At 71.9% G+C, this 13,278-nt stretch carries 10 protein-coding genes; 3 read left to right on the top strand and 7 right to left on the bottom strand.

Annotation, left to right across the window (positions count from 1 at the left end):
• Positions 1 to 8: 8 nt before the first annotated feature.
• The 7 genes from mycP (JT723_RS07165) to eccB form a co-directional block, all read right to left on the bottom strand.
• Positions 9 to 1,286 carry a type VII secretion-associated serine protease mycosin gene (mycP, locus tag JT723_RS07165; protein WP_251512478.1) on the bottom strand — a complete coding sequence of 426 codons (1,278 nt, stop codon included), beginning with the start codon at positions 1,284 to 1,286 and terminating at the stop codon, positions 9 to 11.
• Between the two features lie 136 nt (positions 1,287 to 1,422).
• On the bottom strand, positions 1,423 to 1,719 hold the full coding sequence (locus tag JT723_RS07160; RefSeq protein WP_073500333.1) for a WXG100 family type VII secretion target: 297 nt from the start codon (positions 1,717 to 1,719) through the stop codon (positions 1,423 to 1,425).
• Positions 1,720 to 1,827: 108 nt separating this feature from the next.
• On the bottom strand, positions 1,828 to 2,154 hold the full coding sequence (locus JT723_RS07155; protein ID WP_073500334.1) for a WXG100 family type VII secretion target: 327 nt from the start codon (positions 2,152 to 2,154) through the stop codon (positions 1,828 to 1,830).
• A 132-nt stretch (positions 2,155 to 2,286) separates the two neighbouring features.
• On the bottom strand, positions 2,287 to 3,687 hold the full coding sequence (gene mycP / locus JT723_RS07150) for a type VII secretion-associated serine protease mycosin (RefSeq protein ID WP_205043600.1): 1,401 nt from the start codon (positions 3,685 to 3,687) through the stop codon (positions 2,287 to 2,289).
• 43 nt (positions 3,688 to 3,730) lie between these two features.
• A complete protein-coding gene (locus JT723_RS07145) occupies positions 3,731 to 5,230 on the bottom strand; it encodes a WXG100 family type VII secretion target (protein WP_205043599.1) in 1,500 nt (499 codons plus the stop codon).
• 67 nt (positions 5,231 to 5,297) lie between these two features.
• A complete protein-coding gene (locus tag JT723_RS07140) occupies positions 5,298 to 5,804 on the bottom strand; it encodes a DUF2563 family protein (protein ID WP_205043598.1) in 507 nt (168 codons plus the stop codon).
• Positions 5,805 to 5,888: 84 nt separating this feature from the next.
• Positions 5,889 to 7,391, bottom strand: coding sequence for a type VII secretion protein EccB (eccB, locus tag JT723_RS07135; protein ID WP_205043597.1), 1,503 nt, complete (start codon positions 7,389 to 7,391; stop codon positions 5,889 to 5,891).
• 167 nt (positions 7,392 to 7,558) lie between these two features.
• On the opposite strand from eccB, the gene eccE reads away from it, so the two are divergent.
• The 3 genes from eccE to JT723_RS07120 all read left to right on the top strand — a co-directional run bounded on the left by eccE (position 7,559) and on the right by JT723_RS07120 (position 13,188).
• Positions 7,559 to 8,860, top strand: coding sequence for a type VII secretion protein EccE (gene eccE / locus JT723_RS07130; protein WP_205043596.1), 1,302 nt, complete (start codon positions 7,559 to 7,561; stop codon positions 8,858 to 8,860).
• 14 nt (positions 8,861 to 8,874) lie between these two features.
• Positions 8,875 to 9,648: a hypothetical protein gene (locus tag JT723_RS07125; protein ID WP_372441244.1), complete on the top strand. Its 774-nt coding sequence runs from the start codon at positions 8,875 to 8,877 to the stop codon at positions 9,646 to 9,648.
• Positions 9,649 to 10,164: 516 nt separating this feature from the next.
• Positions 10,165 to 13,188, top strand: coding sequence for an SCO5717 family growth-regulating ATPase (locus JT723_RS07120; protein WP_205043595.1), 3,024 nt, complete (start codon positions 10,165 to 10,167; stop codon positions 13,186 to 13,188).
• The last annotated feature ends 90 nt before the right edge of the window (positions 13,189 to 13,278 follow it).

The raw sequence follows: 13,278 nt of genomic DNA, 5'->3' as shown, positions 1-13,278 counted from the left end.
CGTTCGGCTCAGGAACGGCGCCTGCGGTCGCGCAGCGCCACCGTCGTACCGGTGACCAGGAGCAGCGCCACGGCCACCCCGCTCACCGTGTACGCCGCCGTACGCTTCTCCCGCTGCCGCGCCGGGTCGCCGAAGGTCAGAGCCGCGGGCACGGCCCTGTCCTGGCCCTTGAGCACTCCGGGGTCCGGCGTCGGCGAGTCGATCGGCTTCCCGTCGTCGGTGAGCGCCCGGACCGGGTCCACGACCCCCCAGCCGACCAGGGAGTTGTGCCCGAGCGAGGTGCGCTGCGCCGTCTGCTCGATCTGCGCGATGACCTGCTGTGCGGTCCACTTCGGGTGCTTGGCGCGGATCAGTGCCGCCACCCCGGCGACGTAAGGCGCGGCAAAACTGGTGCCGTTGTCCACGCACTGCCCGCCGCCGGGCACCGTGGACAGCATGTCCACACCCGGGGCCGCCACGCCGACGAAATCCCCCGCCTGGGAGAAGGAGGCGCGTTCGTTGTTGCGGTCCGAGGCGCCGACCGCCAGCACTCCCCGGTAGGCGCCGGGATACGTCGTGCGCGCCTTGCCGTCACCGCCGTCGTTGCCCGCCGACGCGACGACCACGATGTTCGCGTTCACGGCCGCCTCGATGGCGCTCTCCAGCGCGGGCGAGTTGCTCGAGGTGTCCTGCGAGATGTTGATGACGTCGACATGGGCGGCGACGGCCTTCTGCAGCGCCGTGATCAGATGCGGCACCGTACCGGTGCCGTCCTCGCCGGCCTGCCGGATCGAGATGACCTTCGCTTCGGGCGCGAGTCCCACGAAGCCGGTCGAGGGCGAAGGGCGGGCGGCGATGATGCCGGCCACCTCCGTGCCGTGCCCGACCGGGTCGGTCGTGCCGTGGCCCTTGGGATCTATCAGGTCAACGCTGGCCCCGGCAATCACCGCGCCCGTCAACTGGGGGTTCCTGATATCCACCCCCGAGTCGATCACCGCGACGGTGACGCCCTTGCCCCGGGTGTCCTGCCACAGCTGGTTCATCAGCACGCGCTGCAAGGACCAGGGCGTCTGCTTCACCGGCGGCGCGGGGAACGTGCACTGGCCGTCGCCGTCCAGCGGCTCCGCAGCCCGCGGCGAGTCGGGCCGGACAGTGGACGCGGTCGGTGCGGGCTCCGCTGGCGTGCCGGGCGCGGCGCCGGCCGGCGCGGCCGACCCCAGGACGGCTCCCGGCACCAGCGCGAGCACCGCCGCGGCAGCGGCAGCCACCGACGCGGCACGCCGGTGCGGCGGCCCTGCAACCCTCACGACGCCTCTCCTCGGCTCCTCGGCCCGTTCGCCGGCTCCTCGGCCCGTTCGCCCGGAAGGGCCGACCTGCCGCCGACCCGCCGGTCGACCGCCATGGCGGCGGGCCGGCGCGGGTCGGCCGCACGGCCGGTCGATGTCAGCCGAAGTAGGACGCGGCCTTCTTGTCGGCCGCGTTGTAGTGACCGCTCGCGATCTGCACCTTGCTCGCGATCGACTCCAGCACCTCGTGCATGTGGTGGGTGCGGTTCGCCCACTCGTTCGCGACGGCGTGGAAGGCCGTCTGCGCGTCGCCTTCCCAGTACGCGGCGACCGCGCGCACGCGGGTCAGCAGGTTGTCGAGGTCGGTCTCCAGCTGACCGGCCTGCTGCTTGATCGCACCCGCGGCCTCGTCGAGCGAGGAATATGTGACCTTGAGTTCACCGGGATCGGACATGATTACCCCCCATGGAAGTAGGTGATACGGCTCGTGGCGTGATGGTCGGCGACCGACCCGGACGGCAACCCGGTCAGGACCGGGGCGATGGCCGGATCAGGGACCGGGTCAGAGACCGGCGATGCCGCTGCCGGCGGCGCTGCCGTTGATGTCGATGCTCTTCATGTCCTGGAGGACGTCCTCATCGGTGGAGCCCGAGGTGAGGTTGGTGTCGTGCACGGCTTCCTTGATCTTGTTCAGCAGGATCGCCAGTACACGGTGGTCCTCGTTGATCAGGCTCTGCTGCGCGTTGAAGGCGTTCGCGCCGATACCCCGCCAGTGACCCTCGAGGTTGTCGATCACCGTCTGGAGCGCCTTCACCTGGCGGTCCATCGAGCCGACCATGTCGTAGATGTCGGTTTCCAGCTTGGCCAGCGAAGCCGCTGTGACTTTCATTCCGGCAGTCATGTCTTCTGCCCCTCCCCCATGCAATCGCGTGTACGTCGTCGCGGGCGAATACGTTACCCGCTCACTCTAGCCACAACACCTGCCGATCCCAACAGGGGACCCACTGCTCCCAGTTGCGCCCTAATAGGGCGGCGGTGGCGGAGGCGGCCGGTAACCACCATACGGCGGTGGCTGCTGCGGCGGCTGCTGAGGTTGTAGCGGTTGCGCCACAAAAGCCGGCGCGGCAGCGGCGGCGCGACGGCGCCGCCCGCGTAGGGCCAACGCCGTCCCGGCCGCCGCCAGCACGACGACAGCCGCCCCGGCGGCGATCCACGGCGTCGAACTCCCGCCCCCGCCACCGGAGTCGGAAGCCGCGGCCGCGGACTTGTCCGAATCGGACGCGGAAGAGGAAGCGGACGGCGCCGGAGCGCCGGTGCCCTCGGCGCCGTCCGTCGGCGTCGCGGACACGTCCGCACCCTGCTTCCAGCCCTCGTGCTCCGCCAACGGGTACACATCAGCAGGCCCGGGATCCCCCGGCGTCTGCAACGCCACCCGCGGCCGCACGGCCCCGTACCCGATCGCGTCATTCCGCTCCGCCCCGTCCGTGGGCTTCGACGCGGTATTGAGCAGCACACGCAGCACCTGGTTGGCGGTCCAGGCGGGGTGAGCGGACCAGACGAGGGCGGCGGAGCCGGAGGTGAGGGCGGACGCGTCACTGGTGCCGCTGCTCGTGTTGACACAGTTGGGCCGGATCCCGCTCGGGCAGGCCTTGGAGATGTTGTCGCCGACCGCTGAGATGTCTACCTGTGGGCCTTTGGTGGACAACGTGAGCGCGTTGCCGTTCCGATCGAGAGCGCCGACACCGACGACACCGCGGCTGGCCGCGGGGTAGGCAACGGGGCTGCCTTTCTCACCCGAGTTGCCCGTGGCCGCAAAGATCAGCTTGCCCTTGTCACGAGCGTAGTCCACGGCACTCTGGAGTCCAGCGATGTCCTCCGGTCTCAGGGAACTGGCCGGAACGCCCTGGGAAATGTTGATGACACGCGCCTGGCTGTCAGCTGCGTAACGCAGCGCCTTGTCCAACTCAAGGGTGAAAGACTCGGCACTCGCAGCTTCGTTCGTATCCCGCGGGTCGTTGAACACTTGGATCGGAAGAATCTTTGCTGCCGGTGCGGCCCCAATAGCACCGGAACCACCTTCCGCAGCCCCGGTGCCAGCGATCAGGCTGGACATCCCAGTTCCGTGGCCGTCTTTGTCTTTGTAAGGCGAGCTGACCGGATACGTGAAGCTTGTCCCCGCCAATACCTGCCCTTGGAGATCCGGAATCGTCCGGTCAACCCCGGTGTCGATCACGGCAACAGTGATACCCGCGCCTTTGCTGATCTTCCAGGCTTCGGGCAACCGCATCGCGTCAATGTGCCACTGCATCTGACGAAGGGTCTGCGCCTGCGCGGGCAGCGCCCCGATGCTCAGCATCAGGGCGCCGCTCACGGCGGAAACGGCCAGGGCACGCTGTACCCAGGTACGTGCCCGGCGTTTCATCGCTCTTCTCCTCGCGGTGCGGCTCGGTCGGATCGCCGTCGTGTCAGTCGATAACGGGCGGTGCGACATCGTCACGGGTCGGGATCCAGTCGTCCTCTTCGATGAGGTGGTCAGGCCGGCGGCTGTTGCGCCGCCGGTCCCGGTCGGAGGAACGACCCGTCCCGGGTGCGAACTCGCCGGCCGGTGTACGGCCCACGACCCCGCCGGGCTCGCTCGCCAGACGACCCGCGCTGCCTCGGGTCATGCCGTTGCGGCCACCCATGCCGGGGGTGGCGCCCTCCGCCATGCCACCGGGCATCCGAGCGGCAGCGCCCCGGCCGCCGATGACGCTCCCCCGAGGCACTTGCCCTTGCGGGCGACCTCCGTACATCCCCGGCTCGTTCGTCGGACGCCCGCCGTAGATCCCGTTCGTCGTGCTGCGCCGCACGGGCGGTGCGGCACCGATCTCCTCCGAGGGTGTCGTCAGGTTCCGCGGATTGAAGGGACCATTGCCACGCGGACCACCGGAGGTGTTGACCGGCTCCACGTTGCGCAACTGGTTCGGCACGGTCGGCCCGAACTGCTGGTTCTGATTGGGGATCGGCTGGTAGGAGTTGGGCAGGTTCGGCCCTGTGATGTGGGGACCACCACCGGTGGTGGTCGGGGCCACGGGGCTCGGCTGCGTCGGTGAAACGGTGGTCACCGGCCCGGTCGACTGGATGTGCGTCACTGGCGGCGTGTTGGTCTCCGGCACCTGTGCCACCGGCGATCCGACCCGGGAAACGTGCGACACGTCCCCGCTGGCCGAGACCTTCTCCAGCCCACCATGATCGGCAGGCTTCACCGAACGCGTTGAACTGCTGCTAGTTTCCGATGTGTATGGGGACGGCGTACCGGTCGTAGAGCCATAGTGCGCAGGGTCGTAGTCACGCACATCACTCGGCGGCACGAAAGTCGTCGGCATCGGCGGATACGTCGGCGGCTTCGCGTTGTTGATGATCGCCGCCGAGAAGGAGTACGACTGCGCCAGCTTGTGCATCTGGTCGGCGGCCTGGATGCGGGCCGTCTCCAGTTGCGTGTGGGCCTGGGAGATCTCCTTCTGGCCGTCCGGGTCGTGGCGGGCCACGGGGTCGGCGTGGAGGGCGTCGTAGGTGGCCTTGGGGCCGGCCGGGACCTTCGGGATGTCGCGCTTGACCGTGCGCAGCGTGTCGGCGGCGGCCGTGAGGGCCTTGCCGGTGGAGTCGGCGTAGTCGCCGAGCGCCAGCGTGGACTTGGCGACGTTCTTGCCCCAGTCCTTGAAGGCGGCGCCGGACGTGCCCTCCCAGTCGACGTACGCGATGTGGTCGTTGAGGTCGGTGCCGATCTGGTTGATCTTGGTGACGGCCGTGGTGAGGCGGTCACCGAAGCCCGCGAGGGCCTCGGGGTCGGCGTGCTGGACCATGTCCAGCATCTGCTCGTGCGAGAACGACTCGAAGTCGGTCCGCGAGAAGTCGAGTGCGTGCTCGACCGTCTTCGCGATGTTGGCGAACCACCCGCCGGGAGCGCTCCCTGACGTGTCGGTCATGTCCTGCCCCCGTTTTCTGTCGTTTCCGCCGGGCTGTGCTCACGGGTCTCGCAGCTCTCACCGCGCGTCATCCGACGCCCCCGCTGCCCGCCTGCGAACCGTTGCCGTTGCCGTTGCCGTTCCCGGTGCTGCCGTTGTCCGTGGTCGCCGACGCGTTCGCGGGCTGGCCCGCGAGGTTGCCCTTCGGCGCGTTGGGGTCCAGGGCCGGGTTGTAGGCCTGGACGATCTGGTCGTTGAGGTCGAGGAGTTTGCGCTGGGTGCCGAGGTCGACGTTCTTGAACGTCGAGTGCCCGATGTGCAGCGAGAGGCTCATCGCCTCGATCTGGTTGGCGAGCGTCGCGGAGAGCTGTTCGAGCTGGCCGTGGACGTAGTCGTACGCCTTCATCAGGTCTTCGGCCTCGCCGAAACCGCTGCCGATCTGGGCGGACTTGACCCGTCCCTGGCCGATCTCCTTCGGTGCGAAGTCCGAGCCGTCCAGCTCGTCCAGCAGCCCGTCCACTCGTGTCTTGAACGTGCGCAGGTCCTCCAGCGCAACGTGCAGACTGGCTCCGCCGCCGTCTACTGGTGCTTCCATTCGAACGTCGCCCCTCCCCCATGACCCCGGTGGCCACAGACACCACCTGAGTCGAGCTTACCCGCATCCCTTTACGCGGTGCGATCAGGATCCCTGGGGTTGTGCGGCGCTTGCGGTGTCCAATGCCGGTCCCTTCGGCAGAAGTTCGGACCATACGGACGGGATCGACATCGGTTTGACGTCCTGGTAGCCGAGCCTGACGGAGGCCTGGTTGACCTCCTGTTTGGAGTCGGAGGCCTTGTTGGCAGCGGCGCTGTCGTTGTTGCGGGAGACCGCGTAGCGCAGGCCTGTGTCGGTGACCAGGAACAACGTGCCGCCGCTGGTGTCGGTGCCGCTGACCTCCTGGTAGAGCAGGCCGCTGCCGGGCGTCACGTAGGCGCTGCTCGCACCCTCGACGATCTGCTCGGGGTAGTCCTTGCCCGCCCACAGGGTCGTCTTGAGTCCGGGTGTGCCGTCGGTCCTGTTCTGCAGCACGCTGCATGCGACGTCGCGGGGTGAGTCGCCGGTCGACGTGTTGACCTGGCTGGGGTCGCTCTGCGGCCAGTCGTCGGGGAGGAAGGGCTGCAGCAGTGTGACCGGGATGCTGGTCTGCACGGGGGCGGTCTGGTGGTTGGCCTGGAGCAGCAGCAGGGAGGCGAACTGGGTGATCGGTGCGACGCCGTCCTTGGTGACGACGTAGTACTCGTAGCCCTTGCCCGAGACGGCCCGCAGGACGGTGCCGACGGTGGTGCTGCCGCCGGGGACGCCGATGACCTTCTTGGTGCTTCCGCGGTCGTCGACGGACGGGAACCAGATGGGGGTTCCCTTGTGCAGCGACGCGAGCCAGGTTTCGGAGACGGTCTGCGGCTGCGGGTCCTCACCGAAGAGGGTGCGCAGCAGCAGGCCCATGTCCTCCGGCTTGCGGGACTGCGGGTCAGGGCCGCCCAGTTCGTACTTCGTGCCCCGCGGGTCGACGAGGTACTGGATGCCGTCCTGGTTCTGTACGTAGAGGACCTGGCTGCCGTTGAGCGCGGACGGGCCGTTCATGGCGGCGGCCTCGTCGCCGCCGAGCACGAACACCGCCTGCTGGGCCGCGTGACTGCTGCCGCCGCCGGGCCGGTCGCACACCGCCCACGCCTTGGGTTTGCCCGCGTCCGTCGCACTGGGCAGCCGGTCGGGCGCGTAAGGGATGCCTATGGTGGCGCCGTGCTTGAGTCCGCTGTGGTCGAGCACGGACTCCTTGACCTTGATGACGTCGTAGGCCCCGGGGTCGAGCAGCAGGCGTGCCGACGCCATGTTGAGCACGGGGTGCAGCACCGGCTTGTGGGTGTCGGCGTCGTTCAGTACGACGTACCGCGTGGTGGACTCGTCGGCGACGATGACGTGCTTGCCCGGCTCGTCCCAGCCGTGCGGCACCGAGGGGCTTATCAGACCCCAGGCGCCGAAGCCCGCGAGCAGGACGGCGCCGACGACGATGCCGGGCACCAAGGCGCGCATGGGGCGCGGCGCACCCTCGTCGGACCCGGAGGGGCTGGGCTGGAGAAAGGCCGCCACCACGCGTTTGCGCGCGAAGGTGTAGGCGTTGAGCTGTTCCTTGCGTGAGGCCATCGTTCCGCTTTCCCCCCGGGTGACGTCCGCTGGGACCCGCTGCCGTCAGGCACCGTGCCGTCGCGTTGGCAGGGTCGGTCCCCTACTATGCCGGGTGCGCCGCATGTCCTACGACACCGGTACGGTGAGCGGACATCATGACGCCGCACGACGGAGGGCGCAGGGGGATGACCACCGCAAGCACAGCACGCCGTGATCGCAGGCACGGTCCGGCACCGGCCGCGCTGCACCTCAGTTCGCGCCCCGGGCGGATCGGTGTGCTCCGGTTGCACCAGCTGGCCATGGTGGAGGTCGCGGCGGCGCTCGTGGCGATCGGTGCGGCCACCAGCAAGGCGGTGATGGTGCCCTGTGCCGCGGTGGCGGTGCTGCTGGTCGCGGCTGCCGTGCTGCGCCGGCGGGGCAGGCCGCTGCCGGAGTGGCTGACCAGTGTGCTGGCGATGCGGCGCAGGCAGCGCGAGGCGGCCAGGGAGGCCACGCGGGATGCGGGGACGCCGGGCGGCTCGGCAATTGCCGCGGGTTCCGGGCTGATCGACCCGGCGCTGGCGCCGATCACCGAATGCGACCCGGCGCTGCGCACGTACACCTTCACCGGGCGGCGCCGTGAGCGCAGCGTCGGGATGGTGGGCGACGGTACGTTCGTGACGGCGGTGCTTCTGGTGCAGTCGCGCGACGAACCGCTGCGCACTGCAAGGCCGATGCCGCTGGGGCTGCTCTACGACGCGCTGGAGGTCGACGACATATCTCTGGCGTCCGTCCAGGTCGTGCAGCACGTCCAGCCGGCCCCGGCTCCGCACCTCCCCGCGCAGGCGGTGGCGGCGGTGTCGTACGGGCCGCTGCAGGCGCAGTACGGGACACCCGCGATACGCGTGACCTGGGTCGCGCTCAAGCTGGACCCGGAGTTGTGCCCCGAGGCGGTGCTGGCCCGCGGCGGCGGTCTTGGCGGCGCCCAGCGCTCGGTGCTGCGGGCCGCGGACCATCTGGCCAGCAGGCTGGCCGGGGCCGGTTTCGAGGCGTCGGTGCTGGACGAGGAGGAGCTCACCGCGGCCCTTGCCACGTCGGCGGGCGTCAACCCGCTGGCGACGGCGCTTGCCGGGCGGCTCGGCACAGGCCAGCGCAGGACGCTGGAGCGCAGCCGCGCCTGGCGGTGCGACGACCGCTGGCACACCACGTACTGGGTGGGCCGCTGGCCGCAGGGCGGCGGCGCGCTGCCCACCGCCCGTACGGTCACCGCGCTGACGGCGGTGCCCGCGATGGCCGGAAGCTTCGCTCTGACACTGAGCCGCGGCACCGGGCAGACGCCGGCGCTCAGCGCGTACGTACGGATCACCGCCAGGGACGACCGCCAGCTGACGTCGGCGCGGCGGGAACTGGAAAGGGTCGCGCGGCGCCACAAGGTGGGGCTCGTACGGCTCGACCGCGAGCAGCTGCCCGGCGTCCTGGCCACGCTGCCGCTGGGAGGTACCAGCTGATGTCCACTCAGCCGATGTATCAGGGACCGCGCGCGGGCATGCGGCCCGGCGGCGAACCCGACCAGGCGCTGCCCCCGCAGCGCCGCAAGGCCAGGCCCGGCTTCGGGCTGCGCGGCCCCCGGCGGGACCGGCACGGGCTGTCGGTGCGGCAGCTCGACTCCATGTCGCTGCCGCTGGGCGACGACGGTGTCGTCTCCGGGATCGACGAGGCCGGAAATCCCGCGGTCCTCGGGCTGTTCCGCCCCGCGCAACTCGACGTCGTCGTGATCGGCAGCGTGTGGACCGCCCAGGTGCTGGCGCTGCGCGCGGTCGGCACCGGTGCGCGCGTCGCGGTCGAGTCCGCGCGCCCCCAGGTGTGGACGCCCCTGGCGCAGGCCGCGGGCGGCGGGCAGCAGTGCATGACCGTGCACGACGTGAAGGAGCTCCCCTCGCAGGGGCCGACGGTGTCCAGCCCGGTGCTGGTCGTACGGGACTGCGGTACGTACCCGCCGCGCAGCCGCCTCGCGAAGGCGCCCTGGCAGGCCGTCCTCACCCTGCTGCCCTTCCTCGGCCCGCAGGCGCCCAGGCTGCTCGGCGAGGCGGGGCTGGTCGGCATCCAGCGGGTCTCCCCGCAGGAGGCAGAGGTCCTGGCCAAGGTTCTCCGCCTCACCCGCGAGGAAGCCGCGGCGCTGCCCGCGCTGGGGGACGGCGTCATGCTCTGGGGGACGCCGCAGCACCGGCAGTTCGTGCTGGTGCAGCCGACCGATGCGGAGGTGGGCCTCCTCGGGGAGGCCCGTCGCATCGACTGACCCCCCCTCCCCCCGGGCGGCCGGTGTTCCGTGGGCCTGCGGCCCGGGGCAGCTGCCGCGGCGGCGGGCTTGGCGCGGCCGGGCTCGGCCCGGGCTGAGGGGGTGCCACTTGCCGTGCACCGGGCCGTTCCCCGACATATGGGCTGGGCGCGCAGTTCCCCGCGCCCCTGGGTGGGTGCCACCTCGGCTGAGTGGGAAGCCGACCCGGCATCGGGGGGGCTGGGCAGATGGATGCGGGCTTGGGAGCTGGGCCGCCGGGTGGGGGGACTTGGTGGAGTGGGTGGAGTTTGGGCGGGGTTGGGGGTTGGTGGGAGGTGGGGTCGTAGGCTGGGGTGGGCGCGGGGCGTAGGGGCGGTGGCGGGGAATGAGCGGAGCGGGCGGCCTGACGGCGGACGTGCACCGGCGATTAGGCTGTGCGTCGAGAGCGGCAGGGCGTGGCGGATGGGCGCCTGCCCTGCGGCGCACGGGGCGGGGAGCCGGCTGCAGGCAGCTCCTCGACGCAGACCGGGAGGCACAGTGAACAGCGATCGGGACGACAACCGCGCGGGCGGGGCCGCCCCTGTCGAGGAACCGGCCGAAGGTGAGGTGACGGGCGAGTACCGCTTCGACTTCACTCCGCCGGCCTGGTACATGCAGAACGGCAGCGGGACCGGCGAGGAAGACCCGGCGGCGCCGCCGCCGCAACCCGCGCCCGCCGAGGCGCCGGAGGCACCGGCCGCGCCGGCCGCGCCGGCCCCCGACGTCGCCGCGGCCGAAGACGTGACGGCTCGCGTACCGGCGTGGGAGATGCTGCCCCCGCGGCAGCCGCAGGAACCCGCGGCAGGGGCCACGCCGTTGGCCGGGGGCGCCGCCTGGTCGGCGACGGCCGTGCCGCCCGCGGCGCCCGAAGCGCGGGAGCCCGAGGCGCCGGAGCGCCCCGTCTGGTCGGGCACCCCGGTGTCGCCTGCCGTGCCCGAGCCCGCCGCCGCGACCCCCGCACCGGAAGCGGAACCGGAACCCGCCGCCGCGCCGCCGCAGGTTGCGGAGGAGGAGGACGACCCGGAGTCGCGGGGCGACTTGGTGGCCCGCGAGACCGTGCGGTTCTCCGCCGCGGCCTTGCGCCAGGAGATCGAGCAGCGGGCCGGCGTGCGGATCGAGGACATCGCACCGGCGGACCCGGTGGCGCCGCAGCCCGCAGCCGAAGAGCCGGCGGACGCCAGGCCCGCGGCACCGGCTGCGGAAGAGGCGCGGGCGGAACCGGAGGACGCCAGGCCCGTGGAGGCGCCGCCGCAGGATGCCGTGCCAGAAGACGCGCCGCCCGCGCCCCGGGCGCCCGTATGGACGCCGCTGCCGCAGGCACCGCCGGTTGCCGAGCCGCAGCCGTGGGCGCCCGCCGCGCCGCAGAGCGCGGTGCCGCCGCTGCCGCCGCACTTCGAGCGGGCAGTGCCGCAGTCCCCGACGCCGGAGAGTTCGCAGGCCTTTCCGGCCCCGGCGGCGCCGCCCCTGAGCCAGGCCGGTCCTCCGCAGGGTCCGCCCGCCGCTTATCCCCCGCCCGCGCCTGCGGCGCCGGCTCCTGCGCAGCCGGCTGGCGGCTACGGCTTCCCGCAGCCCCCGGCCCCGCAGCAGGCCGAACAGGGCGGTTACGGCTTCCCGCCGCCCGCACCGAACCTCCCTGCCCCGCCCGGCCCGCAGAGCGGTTACGGCTTCCCGCCGCCTGCGGCCGAGCAGCCCGGGCAGGGCGCGTACGGCTTCCCGCAGCAGCAGCCGCAGGCATCGCAGGCGCAGGGTGCGGTACCGACGGGTCTGCCGCAGCAGCCGGTGGCGCCGGTGGACAACAGGCCGCTGCCTGCCCAGGGCGGTTACGGTTTCCCGCCGCCTCCGCAGCCAGGGCACCCGCATCCGGTGGGCGCGGAGCCCGAGGCGGCGGGACCGCTGCCGCCGCTTCCCGCGCAGGGCGGCTACGGCTTCCCGCAGCAGGGCGCGGCAGTGCAGAACCTGCCGGCGCCGTACACCTCGCAACAGCAGCAGCCGCCGCAGCAACCGCAGCCGAGCCCGGCCCAGGGGATCGACCCGCGCCTGGGCGGCGACCAGGCCGCGCCGACAGCGCAGCCGGGTCCCGTGGACCCCCGCTCCGGGGGTTGGCCGACGGTGACGCCGGACCAGCGGCAGCGTACGACGCAGGGCGGTGCGCCGCTGGGCTACACCGCGGCGGTCGAGCTGTCGTCCGACCGGCTGCTGCGCAACCAGCCGAAGCCGAAGAAGCCCGGTGCCAATGCGCAGCCGAGCCGGTTCAAGATCGGCGGCAAGAAGGAGGAGGCGGAGCGGCAGCGGAAGCTGGAGCTGATCCGCACCCCGGTGCTGTCCTGCTACCGGATCGCGGTGATCAGCCTCAAGGGCGGTGTCGGCAAGACGACGACCACGACCGCGCTGGGGTCGACGCTCGCGAACGAACGGCAGGACAAGATCCTGGCGATCGACGCGAACCCGGACGCGGGCACGCTGGGCCGCCGGGTGCGCCGTGAGACGGGTGCGACGATCCGCGACCTGGTGCAGGCGATCCCGTACCTGAACAGCTACATGGACATCCGCCGCTTCACCTCGCAGGCGCCGTCGGGCCTGGAGATCATCGCCAACGACGTGGACCCCGCCGTGTCGACGGCGTTCAGCGACGAGGACTACCGGCGGGCGATCGACGTGCTCGGGCGGCAGTACCCGGTCATCCTGACCGACTCCGGTACCGGTCTGCTCTACAGCGCGATGCGCGGGGTGCTGGACCTGGCCGACCAGCTGATCATCGTGTCGACGCCGTCGGTCGACGGCGCGTCAAGTGCCAGTACGACGCTGGACTGGCTCTCGGCGCACGGCTACGCCGAGCTGGTGGCGCGCAGCATCACGGTGATCTCCGGGGTCCGCGAGACCGGGAAGATGATCAAGGTCGAGGACATCGTGGCGCACTTCCAGACGCGCTGCCGCGGTGTGCAGGTGGTGCCGTTCGACGAGCACCTCGCGGCGGGTGCCGAGGTGGACCTCGACATGATGCGGCCGAAGACCCGGGAGGCGTACTTCAACCTCTCCGCCATGGTCGCGGAGGACTTCATCCGCGCCCAGCAGGCGCAGGGGCTGTGGACGGCGGACGGCCAGAACCAGCCGCCGCACCAGGCGCCTCCGATGCCGGGTCCCTACGGGGCTCCCGGAGCGTACGGCGGTGCCCCGGCCGGCTACCCGGCGCCGGATCAGCCCGGCCAGCAGCCGTACGGCCAGCCGATGCAGCCGGGCCAGCCCGGACAACCTGGCCAGCCGGGGCAGCCCGGGCAGCAGCCGTACGGCCAGCCGATGCAGCCGGGGCAGGTCCCGCCCGCGCAGTACGGAGGCCCGCCGCAGGCACCGCAGCCGTACCCGCAGGCGGGTCCTGGCGGGCAGCCGCCGGCGCCGCAGCCCTTCCAGCCCCAGTCGCCGCAGCCGCAGGCACCCCAGCCGCAGCAGGGCTGGCCGGTGCCGCAGCAGCAGCCGGAGCAGCAGGGATACGGCTACCCCCCGCCCCCGCCGCCTCAGCAGCAGTAGGGGCGGGCGGGCGAAGAGCACCGCGCCGACATCGGGCCGCCGCCGTGGGTCTCCACGGCGGCGGCCCCTTGGCGTGTAAGGGCTCCGGGC

Origin of the sequence: Actinacidiphila bryophytorum (assembly GCF_016916835.1) — a bacterium.
Lineage (GTDB): Bacteria > Actinomycetota > Actinomycetes > Streptomycetales > Streptomycetaceae > Actinacidiphila > Actinacidiphila bryophytorum.
The sequence above is the reverse complement of the archived record's forward strand: the minus strand, read 5'-3'. Positions and strand labels throughout refer to the sequence as shown.